This is a genomic window from Pseudomonas meliae, assembly GCF_001400515.1.
In the GTDB taxonomy this organism is placed as follows: domain Bacteria; phylum Pseudomonadota; class Gammaproteobacteria; order Pseudomonadales; family Pseudomonadaceae; genus Aquipseudomonas; species Aquipseudomonas amygdali.
Window position 1 is genome coordinate 18,180 of record NZ_LJQT01000306.1, and the last position, 18,520, is coordinate 36,699.

An 18,520-nucleotide genomic window follows, 5' to 3' on the forward strand; every position below is an offset into this window, starting at 1 on the left:
AAGATGGTTTGTCTGCTACTCGCCACCGCGAATGCCCGGACCCCGGTTTAGCCAGCAATCAACAGGCGCCAGTGCGTATCGCATTGTCGGATCAGGGCATATTTCAGGTAGGCACGCAGATGCACACAATACGTGGGGATGGCGTCAAATACACACTTCTGGCGCAAGCCATCGATCAGGCTCATGTGGCGCGGGGGCGCCGTTATGGCTGGCTTTTGATGGGGCTTGCGGCGTTGCCGTGGGTTCCGGCAATGGCAGATAACGCAGCAACGCAGAGCACTGAAACGGTAGCGCTGGAGTCCGTCACCGTAACGGCCACGCGCCGTGAAGAGTCGTTGCAAAAAGTACCGGTCGCAGTTTCGGTGATTCAGGGCGAGCAACTGGAGCGGGACAATCGCAACGGCGTGGCCAGCATCGTGCAGCAAGTGCCTTCGCTGAATTTCCGTACCGGTGCGTCCAACAAGGACACCTCGCTGTTCATTCGCGGTGTCGGCACCATTTCCACCTCGCCGGGTGTCGAGCCGACGGTGGCGACAGTGATCGATGGCGTGGTGTATGCACGTCCGGGCCAGGCCACGCTGGACCTGCTCGACCTTGAGCGCATTGAAGTGCTGCGCGGCACGCAGGGCACGTTGTTCGGTAAGAACGCCTCGGCTGGCGTGCTCAACGTCACCACCAAGGCGCCGACCGAAGAGACCCACGGTTACATCGATCAGTCGTATTACAGCGGTAACGAAAGCCGCACCCGTTTCGGCATCGGCGGCAGTCTGATTCCGCAGACCCTCAAGGGCTCGATTACCACACTGTTCGGCAGCTATGACGGCAACGTCGATAACAAGCTCAACGGTCAGGAGGTCAACGGTTACAACCGTAAGGGCGCGCGCGGCAAGCTGGAATTCACACCCAACGACGACATCACCTTCACCCTTGCCGCGGACTACATGCAGTCCCATGACGACGCGCCCAATGGCGTAGTGAGCAAGGCGCTGACCCCAGCGTTCGCCAGTGCGCTGTCACCGGTGCGCGCCGACAGTGACAACCGTGATGTGCTCAGTGATTACCGCAGCCATGTCGAGGACGTCAACAAGGGCCTGTCCGGCCAGCTTGACTGGCAACTGGGCGATTACACCCTGACCTCCATTACCGCCTGGCGGGGCTGGGATAACACCCAGTATCAGGATGGCGACCGTCTCGGCACCGTCACCGCTGCATTCCCCGGCACCGAAGACAAAGGCGATCTGGAATTCAATCAGTACTCTCAGGAGCTACGTCTGGCATCGCCAAAGGGCCAGTTTGTCGAGTATGTCGGCGGTCTGTTCTATATGCATGGCAAGAGCGACGAGACCTACCAGCGCACGCTCATCACGCCAACCCGTCAGGACCGTGGTATCGCCGATTACAGCACCACCACCGACAGCTACTCGGTATTCGGCGAAACCACGTTCAACTTCACCCCGAACTTCCGTGCGATTGCCGGGGCACGCTGGACCCACGATGATCTGGAATACGACCATCGCCGCGTTTCGACATCGGCGACCACGGTCAGCGGCATTCAGCCTGCGACCAGCAGTTCCGGTTCGGTGGACGAGGATGGCAAGTCCGGTCGGCTGGGTCTGCAGTACGACCTGAACGACAGCGTGATGACCTACATCACCTACTCGCGCGGCTATAAAGGCCCGGCTTACAACGTGTTCTTCAACATGCAGCCGCGTGACACCGACGCTTTGAAACCGGAGACCTCGAACACCTGGGAAGTCGGGGTCAAGGCCACCACCTGGAACAATCGCCTGACCACCAACCTGGCGGTGTTCCATAGCGATTACGATAACTATCAGGCGAACTTCTTCGACAGCGTTGCCGGGCAGGTCGTTACGCGGCTGATCAACGCAGGCAGTGTCAGTACTGAAGGCGTCGAACTGGATTACGCCTTGCAGGCCACCCGTAACCTGAAATTCTCCGGCGCGCTGTCTTACACCAAGGCGCGCATCGACAGCTTTGCCTGCCCGACCGGTGCAGCGGCGTCGTGCAGCGTCGATGGCAAAACCCTGCCGTATAGCCCTGACTGGAAAAGCTACGTTCGTGCCGACTACACCATCCCGCTGGACAACGGTCTGGATATCGAGTTGGGCACCGATTACAGCTGGCAGAGCGAAGTGCAGTACGACATCAGCCAGAACCCGGACACCAAGCAGGGCGCTTACGGCATCTGGAATGCCAGCGTGGCATTGGCCGATTACAACAGTGGCTGGCGCGTGGCGCTGCTCGGCAAGAATCTGGCAGACAAGTCCTATTCGCCGATGCTGGCCACCGGTGGTAGCTATGTTTACCGGTCTGTACCGCGTGATGACGAGCGTTATTTCGGCGTACAGCTACGCAAGGATTTTTGAGTCTTGGCACGCGGCAACACAGTAAGGAGTGAAGAATGAGCACGACTGCTCGACAGATGAAACTCGGCGCTTTTCTGATGGCCACCGGGCACCACGTTGCGGCTTGGCGTCACCCTGATGTGCCTGCCGATGCAGGGCTGGATTTCAAGCACTATCGGCACGTGGCCAAGGTCGCGGAAGCGGCAAAATTCGATACGTTGTTCGTGGCCGACAGCGTGGCTGCCGCCACCGGCGATATCGCCAGCCGCATGGCCCGCTCTGATCATTTCGAGCCGCTGACTCTGCTCTCGGCGTTGAGCGCGGTGACCGATCACATCGGTCTGATCGCGACGGCGACCACCACCTACAACGAGCCGTATCACGTTGCTCGCAAGTTCGCCTCGCTGGATCACTTGTCCGGGGGGCGAGCGGGCTGGAATCTGGTGACCTCCGATGCCGCCGCCGAAGCGCAGAACTTCGGGCGCGCCGAGCATGTGGGGCATGCCGAGCGCTATAGCCGCGCACGGGAGTTTCATCAGGTGGTGACCGGCCTGTGGGACAGCTGGGCAGATGACGCGTTTACCCGCGACAAGAGCAGCGGCGAATATTACGACCCGGCCAAATTACATGTGCTCAATCATCAGGGTGAGCACTTCAGTGTCAAAGGCCCGCTGAACGTGGCGCGTTCGCCGCAAGGGCAGCCCGTGGTCGTGCAGGCGGGTTCCTCTGAAGTCGGCCGCGATCTGGCGGCGCAGACCGCGGAAGTGGTGTTCACCGCACAGACCTCGCTGGCCAGTGCCCAGGCGTTTTATGCGGACATCAAGGGCCGCCTTGGCGCATACGGACGTGACGCAGATTCGCTGAAAGTCATGCCCGGCTTGTTCATTGTCGTGGCCGAAACCGAGGCGTTGGCGAAAGCGAAATTCGAGTCGTTTCAGGAGCTGGTCGAGCCTCAGGTGGGTGTCGCCCTGTTAGGCCGTATGCTGGGCAATTTCGACCTGTCGGGCTACCCGCTGGACGGCCCGTTGCCAGAGCTGCCGCTAACTGACAGCGGCCAGCGTAGCCGGCAGAAACTGCTCACCGAACTGGCCGATCAGGAAAACCTGACCCTGGCGCAGCTGGGACGGCGGATTGCCGGTGGGCGAGGGCATCACAGCCTGATCGGTACGCCTGAGCAGATCGCCGATGAGCTGCAAACCTGGTTCGAACACGGCGCGGCAGACGGCTTCAACGTGCTGGTGCCGCATTTGCCGGGAGGTCTGGAAGACGTCGCGCAATTGCTGGTGCCGGAGCTGCAGCGTCGTGGGCTGTTTCGTACTGAATATGAAGGCACAACGTTGCGCGAAAATCTGGGGCTGCAGCGGCCTGCTTATAGATTTTGATCGTTGCCGCATGCAAATCCTGATGAGCGCAGAAAGCGGGCTTCTGCCCGCAGGGCGTGGTAGCGACCGGGGCGGTGGTCCGCATTGTTCGCGAAGACGGTATTTCAGACGATGAATTTTCAGTGCTTGTACCGGCCCTTTCGCGAACAAGTTCGCTCCCACGGCCTTCGGCCAGAATCAAAGGCAGATTTTTATACAGAATTAAGGGATCCCCCATGAAACCATTCACGTTTATCGCCGCCATTCTGGCTTTCAGTGGCCTGTTCGGGACAGCTGCTGCCGACGAACCTGACACGCTGCGCATTGGCTATCAGAAGGGCTCGATCACGCTGGTGCTGGCCAAGGAACATGGCCTTCTGGAGAAGCGCTTTACTGCTACAAAAGTCAAATGGATCGAATTCCCGGCCGGGCCGCAGATGCTTGAAGCACTGAATATCGGCAGTCTGGACATTGCCTCTACCGGTGACATTCCGCCGATCTTTGCTCAGGTTGCCGGGGCAGACCTGGTCTACATCGGCGCAGAACCGGCCAAGCCACAGGCGGAAACCATACTGGTGCGCAACGAAAGCCCGCTGCACAGCGTGGCAGAGCTGAAAGGCCGCAAGGTCGCGCTTCAGAAAGGCTCCAGCTCGCATAACGTGGTGTTGCGCTTGCTGAACAAGGCAGGGTTGACGTTCAAGGATATCCAGCCGATTTACCTGCCCCCCGCCGATGCCCGCGCCGCCTTTGAAAACGGTAGCGTCGATGCCTGGGCAATCTGGGACCCGTACTACTCTATCGCCCTGAACGAAGGCCATAGCCGCCTCTTGGCCAATGGCGAAGGACTTGGACTGTCCGGGCCGTTCTATACCGCACGCCGGGCTTTTGCCGAGAAAAATGCGGCGTTTGTGCAGCAGGTTCTCGACGAACTGACGGTGGCCGATGGGCTGACTCGCTCGCAACGCAACGAAAGCATTCAGATCCTGGCGCGCAGCATGGGCTTGTCCGAAGCGGTCATCACTCAGTATCTTGATCACCGACCTGAATCACCCAGCCTGCCGATCACAGCCGAGATCGTGCGTGCGCAGCAAGCGACCGCCGATCTGTTTTACGACAACCACCTGATACCCAAGCGGGTAGATATCCAGCAGGTGGTCTGGCAAAAGCCATGATTCTCGCGCGGCGAGCAGACGCTTCTGGCTCGCCAACGCACCGCAAGACGCCTCGAATATCCCCCAGACAAGAGAGGATTCAATGACTTACATCGCTGCCGAAAATCGTTACAACGACATGCCTTATCGCCGTACCGGCCGCAGCGGGCTGGTGCTTCCGGCGCTGTCGCTCGGCCTGTGGCACAACTTCGGTGACAGCACGCCGATCGACACTCAGCGCGCAATGTTGCGCACGGCGTTCGATCTGGGCATCAACCATTTCGACCTGGCCAACAACTATGGCCCGCCCTACGGCAGCGCCGAGATCAACTTCGGTCGCCTGCTGCGCGAAGACTTCAAGCACTACCGCGATGAACTGATCATCTCCAGCAAGGCTGGCTGGGACATGTGGCCAGGGCCGTACGGGCAGGGCGGTGGTTCGCGTAAATACGTGCTCGCCAGCCTCGATCAGAGCCTGCAGCGCATGGGCCTGGATTACGTCGATATTTTCTATTCCCACCGTTTCGACCCGGACACTCCGCTGGAAGAAACCGCCAGCGCGCTGGCTACGGCAGTGCAGCAGGGCAAGGCGTTGTACATCGGTATCTCGTCGTATTCCGGGGCCAAGACCCGCGAAATAGCGGCGTTGCTCAAAGAGTGGAAAGTGCCGTTGCTGATTCACCAGCCGGCTTACAACCTGCTCAACCGCTGGGTCGAGAAAGACCTGCTCGACGCTACCGAAGAGCTGGGCGCTGGCGTGATCGCATTTACTGCGCTGGCCCAAGGGCTGCTGTCGGACAAGTACCTGAACGGCGTGCCCAAGGATGCGCGGGTCAATCGTCCGGGCGGCGGCTCGTTGCAGGCTTCGCACCTGTCCGAGCAGAACATCGCCCACGTGCGTGCGCTTAACGAAATCGCCCAGCGTCGTGGTCAGAGCCTGGCACAAATGGCCCTGGCCTGGACGCTGCGTGACCCGCGCGTGACGTCAGCGCTGATTGGTGCGAGCCGTCCCGAGCAGATCATCGAAAACGTCGGCGCGCTGAAGAACCTGGCGTTCAGCCCGGAAGAACTGGCCGAGATCGACAGCTTTGCGGTAGAAGGCGGAATTAACCTGTGGGAAAAACCGTCACTGGCTGAGTAAGCACAGCCGTTTCCGGGTAATAAGTCAGGCCCTGCGTGGGCCGCCATCGCACGTTGAAAAATGCGCTTGGCGGCTCACTCGCCTGCACCGGCAGCAATGCCGGGTTGTTCAGTGGCTTCCACTGGATAACGAAGAAGGAGGTCCTCATGATTTTTTCCTTCTGCCCTCGGCAATGATCAATGGGTCGGCTGAGTACTGCGATGGAATCTCGTCCAGTGTCCAGAGATGAAGCGCTGCGGCCGGGGCGAAATCCGGGTCTGGCGGCGCCTTGGTGTGATACTCGGGATAGTGCGTCTGAAAGTCGATGGCGGCCTGCACGAGCATTGGTTCACTGAAGCGCCTGCCCCAGAACGCCGCCGTAATGGGTAATTGCTTTGGCACGCCTGTCGCGCCATGACCGATGGGCAGTGTCAGCATGGGCCAGGCCAGCGCGTTGGGCATATCGAAGTACATACGCTGTACCGGGAGTGTCTTCGCCAGTGCGCCTGCCCGCTCGCCGATGTGAGCTCCGAGCGGTAGCACCATCATGAAGTCAATCTGATAGTCATTCAGTACCTTTTCAAAACCTCCCTGTTGTTGACGACGTCTGTTCTCCGCTTCAAGTCTGATCCCCACTGGAATGAGTGAGGCAGCCTGATCGAAGGACTCCGGATGTCTTTGTAGCAAATAGTCTCTGTGGTCTTGATTCTCCAGCAAGTCTGCAAAATCGCGCACGGCCGACCAGTGCCGGGTTTCCAGTTGGTTGGCGTAACTGGTAACGGCTTGAGCGTTGACGCTCATCAGAATGCTGCCATCACTGTTCAGCAGGTCATGAATGGGTTCTGGCGAGGAGTAAGGAATGTTTTCAAGGATTTCAGCATCCAGCCAAGGAAAGTCGATGACCTTGGCACCCAGCGCTACAAGCTGATCTTTGAACCTGATGAAGGCAGCGCCGTAGTCCTGATCGTAAGACTGCGCAGGTGGTTGGCCTGGCGAAGACATCCAGTCCGTCTGCGGAATGCCTATGGTCAGCCCTTCCAGAGGAACAGAGCCGGGGGTAGGGGTAATGCAAAGCTGCTCGCCTATCGATGGGGCCGACAAGCTTTGCGGGTCGTTTTCTCCATCAGGGCCGGCAATGATGGACAGTATCAGCGACGCATCGCGAATCGAACGGGCCATGGGGCCGACCACATCCCAACCGCTTCGCAGTGGCATCACGCCAGCGCCAGACACCAGCCCCAGCGATGGTTTTATTGCGCTGGCACCATTGGCTGCGGCAGGAATGATAATCGAGCCGGCCGTCTCTTCGCCCAGCGCTGCGGCGCACAGACGCGCCACCGGAGCGACCCCCGAGCCCTGACTGGACCCGCCTGGCGTACGTGTAGGGTCCCACGCATTCCCAGCAAACTGGCCGACCGTATGGGTCGAGAGTTCGGAGCAGATGGTATGACCGATAATGATTGCGCCCTGAGCCCTTAGCCGGGCTACGCATGTTGCATCACGTAATGCCAGGTTGCCGGAAAAAGCCTGAGTGCCGTTTTTGCTTTCAAGGCCCTGGAGGGCGAAGGAGTCTTTTATGCCGAAGGGGATTCCGCACAGCGGAGGTGCCGGACCGCGTTCATCGTCTGGAGTGGTCAGCCATTGATCGGCGAGTATTGCCTGCTTCAACAGTGTCGAGAAATCTTCCAGCCGCACAAAAGCGTTGTATTTGCCGTTATTGCCGTAGGTTTCTTCCGGGCCATTGAACTGAAGGATGCGGTTCCAGTACGCCATGAACAGTTGTTCAGAGGTCAGCTTTTCAGGATTGCCCTCGCGCAGCAGTGCGGCGAGTTCGACGATGTCGTAGTCAACAATCCGCTCGCGTTTTTCAATGCTGGCACCATGCGGCAGTGCTGCAAGCAAACGTAAATTATTGGCGTGCTGTCGGGCGTCAGGTTCGCCGAGTAATTTATTTTCCATATTGATCAGCTCCTTATGACTCCTTGAGTGGAGTCAAAAGAAGCTAATCATTAACGGGCGTGACGGGTAACTGTCAGAAATGACAGTGCCTGAGACGGCTCAGCCCTCATCAGCCTCGTCGTCATCCCCACCGTCGACCTTCATGCCCAGTTCCTTGATCTTGCGGGTCAAGGTGTTACGGCCCCAGCCCAGCAGCACGGCGGCGTCGCGGCGGCGGCCGGCGGTGTGCTTGAGGGCGGTTTCGATCATGATCCGCTCGAAAGTCGGCACAGCGCTGTCCAGCAGGCTGGACTGACCGCGAGACAACGCCTGGTCGGCCCACTGACGCAGCGCCTGTTCCCAGTTGGTGACCGGGGCGGCGTCCTGCGGCAGACTCAGCAGTTCTGGTGGCAGATCGCTGATGTGCACTTCACGACCCGAGGCCATGACGGTGATCCAGCGGCAGGTGTTTTCCAGCTGTCGCACGTTGCCAGGCCACGGCAGATGCTTGAGGTATTCCTCGGTCTCGGCCTTGAGCAGCTTGGGTTCGACTGCCAGTTCCTGAGCCGCGCGGCTGAGGAAGTGCTTGGCCAGAGTCGGGATGTCTTCGCGGCGGTCCGACATGCGCGGAATGTGGATACGGATCACGTTCAGGCGATGGAACAAGTCCTCACGGAACTTTCCGGCCTGTACCAGGGTTTCCAGGTTCTGGTGGGTGGCGGCAATGATGCGCACGTCGACCTTGACCGGCGTGTGCCCGCCCACCCGGTAGAACTCGCCATCGGCCAGCACGCGCAGCAGACGGGTCTGGGTGTCGGCTGGCATATCGCCGATTTCATCGAGAAACAGCGTGCCGCCATCGGCCTGTTCAAAACGACCGCGACGCAGGTTGGCCGCGCTGGTGAATGCGCCTTTTTCGTGGCCGAACAGCTCCGATTCCATCAAGTCCTTGGGAATCGCCGCCATGTTCAGCGCAATGAACGGCGAGGTCGAACGCGGGCTGTGGCGGTGCAGTGCATGAGCGACCAACTCTTTACCGGTCCCCGATTCACCGTTAATCAGAACAGTGATGTTGGAGTGGCTCAGGCGCCCGATAGCGCGAAACACTTCCTGCATCGCGGGCGCTTCGCCAATGATTTCAGGGGTGCGGGTCAGGGTCGGTGCGACGTCCAGGCCTTGCTGTTCCTGGGCGTGCTGATTGGCACGCTTGACCAGCGAGACGGCCTCGTCGACGTCGAATGGCTTGGGCAGGTACTCGAAAGCGCCACCCTGATAAGACGCCACGGCGCTGTCCAGATCTGAATGGGCGGTCATGATGATCACCGGCAGACGTGGATGCTGCTCGCGAATCCGCGCCAGCAGGTCCAGACCACTGGCACCGGGCATGCGGATGTCGGAAATGATCACGTCCGGCTGCTGACGGGCCAGACGGCTCATCACCCCGTCGGCGCTGTCGAAGCTCTGCGTGGTCATGCCTTCCTGTTGCAAGGCCTTTTCCAGTACCCAGCGGATAGAACGATCGTCGTCTACGATCCAGACAGTTTCACTACGGCTCATGTCGAAGCTGCTCCTTGTTCCAGCGGCAGGAAGATCGAGAACGTGGTGTGGCCGGGATGGCTGTCACACTCGATCAGGCCCTGGTGCTGGCTGATGATGTTCTGGGTAATGGCAAGACCTAGCCCTGTGCCATCCGGGCGGCCACTGACCATCGGGTAAAAAATGGTTTCCTGAAGTTCGGCCGGAATACCGGGGCCGTTGTCGATGATTTCGATCTTGCTGACCAGCCGATGGCGAACGTGGCCGATAGTGAACTGGCGCATGGCGCGGGTGCGCAGGGTGATTCGTCCCAGGCGCAATTCGTTCTGGCCGCTGATGGCCTGCATGGCGTTGCGCACGATATTGAGCACGGCCTGGATCATTTGCTCGCGGTCGATCAAGACGTCGGGAATGCTTGGGTCATAGTCGCGCACCAGCGTGATGCAGCCCTGACTTTCGGCCTCGACCAGGCTGCACACTCGTTCAAGCACTTCGTGCACGTTGGTCATCGCCAGCGACGGCAGCTTGTTGGAGCCCAGCATACGGTCGACCAGATTACGCAAACGGTCGGCCTCTTCGATGATCACGTTGGTGTAATCCTTGAGGCTTTCTTCAGGCAGCTCGCGGGCCAGCAGCTGTGCGGCGCCGCGAATGCCGCCCAGCGGATTCTTTATTTCGTGAGCCAGGCCACGCACCAGCATCTTGGTGGTTTCCTGCTTGGACAACTGGGCCTCTTCCTTGGTAATGCGCAGCAATCGATCTCGTGGGTGCACTTCTAGCAGCAGCAGGGTATCGCCCTTGCTGAGAATCGGCGTCACGGCATAGTCGACAGTCAGTGTCTGACCGGTCAGTGCGGTGAGCATCGCTTCGCGCTTGGTGAAAGGATGAGCCTGTTCCACTGCCTGACTCAGCGAACTCAGTGCCTCAGCCGACTCGGTGAACAGCTCGCTGATGAATTGCCCATGGCTGCGCTGCCCGCTGATGGCGAGCAGCATTTCCGCTGCCGGGTTCATGTACTCAAGTCGCAGGTCGGCGTTGAGCAGAATGGTGGCAGTGGTCAGGTTATCCAGTAACAGTCTGTGCAGCGCGTCGCTGATAGTCATGAATCGTGTTGACCTCTTTTGGCACATTGCAGTTGCGCAATGCTGGTGCTGGTTGGTCTGCGCCAGCAGGAGCAAGGCCACCAATACGGTGCTGTCTCAGTGAAGTTGCAAAAACCAAACCAAGGCTCCGAAAAGAAGCGCTTTATCTGCAAAATCGGGCCGTTTTTCGAGCGAGTGCCCGCATACGGCGCTACTTTCAGTGCGTTCCTGAACCAAATTGGACTGTATTGTTGCGCAGGTGTGCAGGTGGCGCACCAAAAAGGTGCTTCTGCGTTGTCGAGGATCAGAAGAAAGGCAGGATGCTGCTTTTAGGCTCGGGCTTGTCCTTGAGCGGACATTCCGGGCGCACTCCGTAGTCACCCTCCTTGCAGGGATGAGTCGCGCGCTTTTGCGCGAGTGAAATGCGCTGCACGTGAAACGGCTGGTTCGGCGTTTTTTCCAGGACACGGCCAAGTTCGTCGAAAATCTCTACCGATAATTGATGCGTGCCCCGATCCACATTGCTCAGCGGGAAGACAGGGCTGCGTCCAGCCTCGCCGACGGCAACGCCATCCAGCAATAGCCGGTAGCTGTGACCCGGCTGTAAAACCGGTTCGCTGGTGACGGTAACGATCAGATCGCCACTGGGATTGACCAGCGTGGCGTCCGGCTCGGGCACCAGAATTCTCAGCAGTTGATAATGAAACATCGGCTGCACTGCAGGTTTGGCGGGGTGCGCTTTCAGGGTTCGGGTCGGCGGGGTGCCGGTCATGTTGTTGCTGGGTGGAATATCAACGCGTGTGGCGTTCTTGCGCGGCTGGTCGGTAAACACCCGATTGCCTTGCGCGTCGATGTAGGTATAGACGTCGGCAGCGGCTGGCAGCGCTATCAGCAGCAGCAAGCAGATCAGCGCGCTGTGCATTCTGTGTCTGTTCATGGTTTGCCGAGGTGCACGCGTTGAATGGTCAGCGTAATGGTCTCGCTCTGCTGAATGATCCGCTCGCCGTCTTTCACCACTACCGCGAAGCTGTGCTCGCCACGATCGATGTTGACCACCTGAAAGCGCGGCAGGTTGGAGGGCTGCCCATACAGATTGCCGTCCAGCAGCAATTGCAGGCGATGGTTCTGTTGCAGGCGTGGCTGAATCTTCACGCCTATGATGAACGTGCCGTTGTTGGCACGTAATGCTTCATCGGCTGGCAGGTCTGTCAGTTCCAGCACGTCATAGGCCGTCTGTGGCTGTGATTGTGGCTGAGGTTGTGCCGGGGCCGGTTGCGGCGCACTGTTGACGACCGGTCTGGAAGGCGTCTGCGTTTCTATGCTGTTGAGTGGCGGCAACTCGACCACTTCGGTCTTGGCCCCGTTGGGCGGCTGGTTGCTGAACGCGGTGTTACCGTTCGCATCGGTGTACTTATAGATCTGCGCCAGCGCGGGCAGGCTGATCAACAGCAGCAGGCAAATCAGACTTTGACGCATGGGACTCTCGACAGCAATGGCAAAATTGGCCGTCAGCATAGAACACATCGCCCTATGCTGCGCTATCCGCCTGATGTGTCAGAGTTTCGCAGGACAAAGGTCGGCAGTGGCCAGTACCAGCGCCTGATCGTGAATCGGGTCGGTCTGATAACGCTTCAGCGCCGCATCCAGTTGCATCTGGCAGGTTTCCGCCTTGCGCAGTGGCTGGAAGTCCGCGTAGGCCTGGAGCAGTTGGGTTTGCAGGCGATCCAGCTTCGGACGGATGTCATCGACCAGGCTGAGTCTGACCGTGTCGGGCGCTTTGCCTGCCGCGTGCCACTGGGCGAGCAGGGCGTTCTGCACCTGTTTATTGGCTTCGATCTGGGCGCGGAACAGACGTTGAACATCATCGGGGTTCAGCTTGAACTCGGCAGCGCGGGCCTGCGCTGCGCTGATGACTTGCAGCTCGCGCGGCGGGTCCTCGACCGCTTTGCCGCTGTCCCATTTGCTCAGGGCAACCTGATCCGCAATGGTCAGGCGCTCGCTGATGGCTTGCAACAGCGGCTCGATAGCAGAGGGCTTCTGCTCGGCGGCGAAGGCGAAGCAGGAAGACATGCACGTCAGGGTCAGCAGGGAAGAGGCCAGAAGCAGGCGCATGGCGGTCCATCTCGAGTTGTTGATGAGACGCAGATTTAACGCCAAGTTGCCGGATCAGGGCCAGTCTTGCGGGGTGAATAAAACTTCACGCCACAAAATCCAGGCAAAAAAAGACCTCCCGAAGGAGGTCTCTTGTTACGCCATCAACGCTGGCGCGGCTGGATCAGCAGCTGTAGTACAGCTCGTATTCCAGTGGGTGTACGAAGGTACGAACGCGGATTTCTTCTTCGCTTTTCAGTGCGATGTAAGCGTCGATGAAGTCGTCGCTGAATACGCCGCCTTTGGTCAGGAACGCACGGCCCTTGTCCAGTTCTTCCAGCGCTTCTTTCAGGCTGCCGCAAACTTGTGGGATCTCTTTGGCCTCTTCAGGCGGCAGGTCATACAGGTTCTTGTCAGCTGCGTCGCCAGGGTGGATCTTGTTCTGGATGCCGTCCAGGCCAGCCATCAACAGAGCCGCGAAGGCCAGGTACGGGTTGGCCGAAGGATCCGGGAAGCGTGCTTCGATACGGCGGCCGCGTGGGCTGTTGACGTAAGGAATACGGATCGAAGCGGAACGGTTACGCGCCGAGTAGGCCAGCATGACCGGTGCTTCGAAGCCTGGAACCAGACGCTTGTACGAGTTGGTGGACGGGTTGGTGAAGCCGTTCAGCGCCTTGCCGTGCTTGATGATGCCGCCGATGAAGTACAGAGCAAGGTCGGACAGACCGGCATAGCCTTCACCTGCGAAGGTGTTCTTGCCATCTTTGGCGATGGACATGTGCACGTGCATGCCTGAACCGTTATCACCGTACAGAGGCTTTGGCATGAAGGTCGCGGTGCGACCGTAAGCGTCAGCAACGTTGTGAACAACGTATTTCAGGGTCTGAACTTCGTCAGCCTTTTTAACCAGCGTGTTGAATTTCACGCCGATTTCGTTCTGGCCAGCGGTCGCCACTTCGTGGTGGTGAACTTCAACGGTCTGGCCCATCTCTTCCAGAGCGTTGCACATGGCGGTACGGATTTCGTGGTCATGGTCAAACGGTGGAACCGGGAAGTAACCGCCTTTGACGCCTGGGCGGTGGCCTTTGTTGCCGCCTTCCACGTCCTGATCGGACATCCACGAACCTTGTTCAGAGAAGATCTTGAACATGGAACCCGAGATGTCGGACTTGAATTTCACTTCGTCGAAGATGAAGAATTCTGGCTCAGGGCCTGCGAATACGGTGTCACCGATACCGGTGGACTTCAGGTATTCCTCGGCGCGACGAGCGATGGCGCGTGGGTCACGATCGTAACCTTGCATGGTCGACGGTTCGATGATGTCGCACACCAGGATCAGGGTCGGTTCTTCGGTGAACGGGTCCAGAACAGCGGTTTCGTCGTCCGGCAGCAAAATCATGTCGGAAGCTTCGATGCCTTTCCAGCCAGAGATGGAGGAGCCGTCGAACATCTTGCCGACTTCGAAGAAGTCATCTTCCAGCGCATCGCGAGCTGGCATGGTCACGTGGTGCTGCGTACCTTTAGTGTCCGTGAAGCGCAGATCAATCCACTTAACGTCATGATCTTTGATGAGTTGAACCGACTTCGACATGGTGTCCTCCGGGTGGCTAAGAACCGCCTTCTATAGGCTGGGTCCCTTGAATTTGGGTGATGCCGGCGCGAATATTCTGCCAAGGCAACCTGCCTCACAAGGGAGCAATTTGCATGCCAGTGCCCCGTGTTGGGTTTTTTGCTTCAAAAGCAGGCTTTCAGGGGATTTAAACGCGTCTGCCGAGAAAAGTACGCACCGTTATGGCGCTGCAGTTTGGTGCGCCGACTTTTTTTGGTGCGCTGATGATCGGGTATACGATAACTGGTTAAACGTTGAGCAATTTCCGCTATAATCCGCGCGCCCCTTTTTCAGTCGGCACCTCACGCGCTGTTTCCATGAAACTAATCGTTAAAGTTTTTCCAGAAATCACCATTAAAAGCCCGCCGGTGCGCAAGAAATTCATCCGGCAACTGGGCAAGAACATTCGTACCGTGCTCCGTGAACTGGACGCGGACATTGTCGTGGGTGGCGTATGGGACAACCTTGAGGTGGAGACCCGCCAGACCGACCCCAAAGTGCTGCAGGGCATCAGGGACCGGCTAAGTTGCATGCCCGGCATTGCCAACTTTCTGCAGGTGGCCGAGTACCCGTTGGGCGACATGGATGACATCGTTGCCAAGTGCAAACTGCACTACGCCGACCTGCTGCCCGGCAAGATGTTTTCAGTGCGTTGCAAGCGCGCCGGTCGCCACGATTTCAGCTCGATGGATGTCGAGAAATACGTCGGTAGCAAGTTGCGCATGCAATGCGGTGCTGCCGGAATCGAGCTGAAAAAGCCCGATCTTGTCGTACGGATGGAAATTCGCGACCAACGGTTGTTTGTCGTTCATGACCAGCACCAGGGCATGGGCGGCTACCCGCTGGGTGCGCTGGAGCAGACCCTGGTATTGATGTCCGGCGGTTTCGATTCGACCGTTGCGGCCTACCAGATCATGCGCCGCGGCCTTATGGCGCACTTCTGCTTCTTCAATCTGGGCGGAAGAGCCCATGAACTGGGCGTGATGGAAGTCGCTCACTTTATCTGGAAGAAGTACGGCAGTTCGCAGCGGGTGCTGTTTGTCAGCGTGCCATTCGAGGAAGTTCTCGGAGAAATTCTGCAGAAAGTCGATAACAGTCATATGGGTGTAGTTTTGAAGCGTATGATGTTACGCGCTGCATCCGCCGTGGCTGATCGTCTCGAAATCGACGTGCTGGTAACTGGCGAAGCGATTTCACAGGTTGCCAGCCAGACGCTGCCAAACCTGTCGCTGATCGACGCGGCTACAGACAAGCTGGTCCTGCGACCGCTGGTTGCGAGCCACAAGCAGGACATCGTGGACCTGGCGACTGAAATAGGCACTGCCGACTTTGCCCGCCACATGCCTGAGTATTGCGGGGTGATTTCGGTCAACCCGAAGACCAACGCCAAGCGAAATCGCGTTGAGTACGAAGAAAAACAGTTCGACATGGCGATTCTCGAGCAAGCGCTTGAACGCGCGAAGCTGATTTCGATCGATCGGGTGATCGACGATCTGAGCCGCAATGTCGACATAGAAGAAGTCAGCCAGGCGCTGGCCGGTCAGGTCATCATCGACATCCGTCACCCGGATGCCCAGGAGGACCAGCCGCTGCAAGTGCCTGGCGTGGAGATACAGACGTTGCCGTTCTACGCATTGAACAGCCGTTTCAAGGCACTGGATGACACGCGCCAGTACCTTTTGTATTGCGACAAAGGCGTCATGAGTCGCCTGCATGCTCACCATTTGCTCAGTGAGGGGCATGCCAATGTGCGCGTTTATCGACCGAGCTAAGTGCCCGGGGCTGTTTGCCTGTGGCTTGCGTCACCGGCCCCCCGACACCAGTCGTCATGCCGTAACGGCTTTTGCCGACTCGAAATAGTTAATCGCTGCCTTATAAACAGTCAGCAGACCGAATCCTCTGATCGAGATACACAAGTGATCGAAAATCTACGCAACATCGCCATCATTGCCCACGTTGACCATGGTAAGACCACCCTGGTAGACAAACTCCTGCGCCAGTCCGGCACCCTTGAGCGCAACGAGCTCAACGACGAGCGCGTGATGGACTCCAACGACCAGGAAAAAGAGCGCGGTATTACCATTCTCGCGAAGAACACCGCGATCAACTGGAATGGCTACCACATCAACATCGTGGACACCCCGGGCCACGCCGACTTCGGTGGTGAAGTAGAGCGCGTGATGTCGATGGTTGACTCCGTACTGCTGCTGGTTGATGCCCAGGACGGCCCTATGCCGCAAACCCGTTTTGTGACCAAGAAGGCTTTCGAAGCCGGCCTGCGTCCAATCGTGGTCATCAACAAGGTTGACCGTCCAGGCGCGCGTCCGGACTGGGTTCTGGACCAGATCTTCGACCTGTTCGACAACCTGGGTGCCACCGAAGAACAGCTGGACTTCAAAGTCGTCTACGCCTCGGCCCTGAACGGTATTGCCGGTCTGGAACACACCGACATGGCTGAAGACATGACTCCGCTGTATCAGTCGATCGTCGACCACGTTCCTGCGCCAAAAGTTGACCGTGACGGTCCTTTCCAGATGCAGATCTCGGCTCTGGACTACAACAGCTTCCTGGGCGTCATCGGTGTTGGCCGTATCGCTCGCGGTCGCGTCAAGCCAAACACTCCGGTTGTTGCCATCGATGCCGAAGGCAAGAAGCGTAACGGTCGTATCCTGAAGCTGATGGGTCACCACGGTCTGCACCGTGTGGACGTTGAAGAAGCAGCTGCCGGCGACATCGTCTGCATCAGCGGCTTCGACCAGCTGTTCATCTCCGACACCCTGTGCGACCCACTGAATGTCGAAGCGATGAAGCCGCTGACCGTTGACGAACCTACCGTTTCGATGACCTTCCAGGTTAACGATTCGCCGTTCTGCGGCAAGGAAGGCAAGTTCGTCACCAGCCGTAACATCAAGGAACGTCTGGACAAGGAACTGCTGTACAACGTTGCCCTGCGCGTTGAAGAAGGCGACACCGCCGACAAGTTCAAAGTCTCCGGCCGTGGTGAGCTGCACCTCTCGGTACTGATCGAAACCATGCGTCGCGAAGGCTTCGAAATGGGTGTTGGTCGTCCGGAAGTGATCATCCGTCGCGTAGGTGACGTTAAGCACGAACCGTACGAAAACGTGACCATCGACCTGCCGGAAGAATCCCAGGGCGCGATCATGGAGCAAATGGGTCTGCGTAAAGGCGACCTGACCAACATGGTTCCGGATGGCAAGGGCCGTGTTCGCCTTGAGTACAACATCCCGGCCCGCGGCCTGATCGGTTTCCGTAACGAGTTCCTGACCCTCACCTCCGGTGCCGGCATCCTGACCTCGATCTTCGACCGTTACGACGTGATGAAGTCCGGCGACATGTCCGGTCGTCAGAACGGCGTTCTGGTTTCGGTGGAAACCGGCAAGGCGCTGACCTACTCCCTGGAAACCCTGCAAGCGCGCGGCAAGCTGTTCGTCGAGCACGGTCAGGAAATCTACGGTGGTCAGATCGTTGGTCTGAACAGCCGCGACAACGACCTGGGTGTGAACCCTACCAAAGGCAAGAAGCTCGACAACATGCGTGCTTCGGGCAAAGACGAAACCATCGCTCTGGTTCCACCTGTCAAGTTCACCCTTGAACAGGCTCTGGAATTCATCCAGGACGACGAGCTGTGCGAAGTAACGCCGAAGTCCATCCGTCTTCGCAAGAAGATCCTGGACGAAAGCGAGCGTACCCGCGCTGCCAAGAAAGCCAAGGCTTGATACTTAGCCCGCGCTGAATAAAAAACCCCGGTCGAGAGACCGGGGTTTTTTTATGCCTGCTATTTGCGTCTGATATCAGCCATCTTGAAGGCATTCTGCTTTGGGCAGTCATGAATAGAATTGGCTCAGTGTTTGCTTGCATGTTGCTAACTTTAAAATGGAAAAGTGACATGAGGGAGTGGATAACAGGCGTTGACTGCAACGAGGCGGATCTGAACGCTATCAGTGATTACGTCATTCGCCACGGCCGCGCGCTCCCGCAATCGCAGGGCGGAAAACCAGAATCCATTGCCTGCCTGGTTAAGGAAGAAGGCATATTAATTGGTGGAGTAACCGGCAGAACCGAGTTTCAACGCTTGTTTATAAATTACCTTTGGGTGGACGAGCAGTGGCGCAGTCGGGGGCTAGGCGCTGCGTGCCTTAACAGAGTCGAGGCATTGGCAATGGAGAGAGGCTGTGTGGATGCGCTCATAGAAACATTGAATGACGAGGTAGCTCAGTGGTACTTACGGGAGACTGTCAGAAATTT

14 protein-coding genes are annotated in these 18,520 nt (G+C 58.3%); 7 read left to right on the plus strand and 7 right to left on the minus strand.

What is annotated here, in order from left to right:
• The first annotated feature begins 71 nt into the window (after positions 1-71).
• From ALO64_RS14495 to mgrA, 4 genes are all read left to right on the plus strand, one after another.
• Complete coding sequence (locus ALO64_RS14495; protein ID WP_408002912.1) at positions 72-2,387, plus strand: TonB-dependent receptor; 2,316 nt, start codon at positions 72-74, stop codon at positions 2,385-2,387.
• 35 nt (positions 2,388-2,422) lie between these two features.
• Positions 2,423-3,748, plus strand: a complete 1,326-nt coding sequence (locus ALO64_RS14500; protein WP_044344181.1) for an LLM class flavin-dependent oxidoreductase — start codon at positions 2,423-2,425, stop codon at positions 3,746-3,748.
• A 215-nt stretch (positions 3,749-3,963) separates the two neighbouring features.
• The gene (locus ALO64_RS14505; protein ID WP_044344182.1) at positions 3,964-4,899 is read left to right on the plus strand and encodes a sulfonate ABC transporter substrate-binding protein; all 936 of its coding nucleotides are present in this window, start codon (positions 3,964-3,966) and stop codon (positions 4,897-4,899) included.
• Between the two features lie 82 nt (positions 4,900-4,981).
• Complete coding sequence (gene mgrA / locus ALO64_RS14510) at positions 4,982-6,019, plus strand: L-glyceraldehyde 3-phosphate reductase (RefSeq protein ID WP_005733878.1); 1,038 nt, start codon at positions 4,982-4,984, stop codon at positions 6,017-6,019.
• A gap of 144 nt (positions 6,020-6,163) precedes the next feature.
• Here mgrA and ALO64_RS14515 read toward each other — a convergent pair whose 3' ends face one another.
• From ALO64_RS14515 to glnA, 7 genes are all read right to left on the minus strand, one after another.
• Positions 6,164-7,957 (minus strand): amidase, encoded by a 1,794-nt coding sequence (locus ALO64_RS14515; RefSeq protein WP_044344183.1) that lies wholly within the window; start codon positions 7,955-7,957, stop codon positions 6,164-6,166.
• Positions 7,958-8,056: 99 nt separating this feature from the next.
• Positions 8,057-9,493 (minus strand): nitrogen regulation protein NR(I), encoded by a 1,437-nt coding sequence (gene ntrC / locus ALO64_RS14520; RefSeq protein ID WP_044344184.1) that lies wholly within the window; start codon positions 9,491-9,493, stop codon positions 8,057-8,059.
• Positions 9,490-10,575 carry a nitrogen regulation protein NR(II) gene (gene glnL, locus ALO64_RS14525; RefSeq protein WP_044344185.1) on the minus strand — a complete coding sequence of 362 codons (1,086 nt, stop codon included), beginning with the start codon at positions 10,573-10,575 and terminating at the stop codon, positions 9,490-9,492. The genes ntrC and glnL overlap by 4 nt, the downstream gene beginning before the upstream one ends.
• 283 nt (positions 10,576-10,858) lie before the next feature.
• Positions 10,859-11,476 (minus strand): DUF4124 domain-containing protein, encoded by a 618-nt coding sequence (locus ALO64_RS14530; RefSeq protein ID WP_005733882.1) that lies wholly within the window; start codon positions 11,474-11,476, stop codon positions 10,859-10,861.
• Between the two features lie 11 nt (positions 11,477-11,487).
• The gene (locus tag ALO64_RS14535) at positions 11,488-12,030 is read right to left on the minus strand and encodes a DUF4124 domain-containing protein (RefSeq protein WP_002555718.1); all 543 of its coding nucleotides are present in this window, start codon (positions 12,028-12,030) and stop codon (positions 11,488-11,490) included.
• Positions 12,031-12,108: 78 nt separating this feature from the next.
• Entirely contained in the window at positions 12,109-12,666 is a 558-nt protein-coding gene (locus ALO64_RS14540) for a chorismate mutase (RefSeq protein WP_002555717.1), read from the minus strand.
• Positions 12,667-12,829: 163 nt separating this feature from the next.
• Positions 12,830-14,236 (minus strand): glutamate--ammonia ligase, encoded by a 1,407-nt coding sequence (glnA, locus tag ALO64_RS14545; protein ID WP_002555716.1) that lies wholly within the window; start codon positions 14,234-14,236, stop codon positions 12,830-12,832.
• A 335-nt stretch (positions 14,237-14,571) separates the two neighbouring features.
• Between glnA and thiI the strand changes: the two genes are divergently transcribed.
• The 3 genes from thiI to ALO64_RS14560 all read left to right on the plus strand — a co-directional run.
• Complete coding sequence (thiI, locus tag ALO64_RS14550; protein ID WP_004654939.1) at positions 14,572-16,026, plus strand: tRNA uracil 4-sulfurtransferase ThiI; 1,455 nt, start codon at positions 14,572-14,574, stop codon at positions 16,024-16,026.
• A gap of 144 nt (positions 16,027-16,170) precedes the next feature.
• On the plus strand, positions 16,171-17,991 hold the full coding sequence (gene typA / locus ALO64_RS14555; protein ID WP_002555714.1) for a translational GTPase TypA: 1,821 nt from the start codon (positions 16,171-16,173) through the stop codon (positions 17,989-17,991).
• Positions 17,992-18,161: 170 nt separating this feature from the next.
• The coding region (locus tag ALO64_RS14560; RefSeq protein WP_054991742.1) for a GNAT family N-acetyltransferase at positions 18,162-18,520 on the plus strand (359 nt) is incomplete at its 3' end.

Coding starts and splice junctions, on each gene's coding strand:
- mgrA (WP_005733878.1), top strand. CDS start 4,982: ATGACTTACATCGCTGCCGAAAATCGTTACAACGACATGCCTTATCGC.
- thiI (WP_004654939.1), top strand. CDS start 14,572: ATGAAACTAATCGTTAAAGTTTTTCCAGAAATCACCATTAAAAGCCCG.
- ALO64_RS14500 (WP_044344181.1), top strand. CDS start 2,423: ATGAGCACGACTGCTCGACAGATGAAACTCGGCGCTTTTCTGATGGCC.
- ntrC (WP_044344184.1), bottom strand. CDS start 9,493: ATGAGCCGTAGTGAAACTGTCTGGATCGTAGACGACGATCGTTCTATC.
- glnL (WP_044344185.1), bottom strand. CDS start 10,575: ATGACTATCAGCGACGCGCTGCACAGACTGTTACTGGATAACCTGACC.
- ALO64_RS14505 (WP_044344182.1), top strand. CDS start 3,964: ATGAAACCATTCACGTTTATCGCCGCCATTCTGGCTTTCAGTGGCCTG.
- ALO64_RS14515 (WP_044344183.1), bottom strand. CDS start 7,957: ATGGAAAATAAATTACTCGGCGAACCTGACGCCCGACAGCACGCCAAT.
- ALO64_RS14540 (WP_002555717.1), bottom strand. CDS start 12,666: ATGCGCCTGCTTCTGGCCTCTTCCCTGCTGACCCTGACGTGCATGTCT.
- glnA (WP_002555716.1), bottom strand. CDS start 14,236: ATGTCGAAGTCGGTTCAACTCATCAAAGATCATGACGTTAAGTGGATT.
- ALO64_RS14535 (WP_002555718.1), bottom strand. CDS start 12,030: ATGCGTCAAAGTCTGATTTGCCTGCTGCTGTTGATCAGCCTGCCCGCG.
- ALO64_RS14530 (WP_005733882.1), bottom strand. CDS start 11,476: ATGCACAGCGCGCTGATCTGCTTGCTGCTGCTGATAGCGCTGCCAGCC.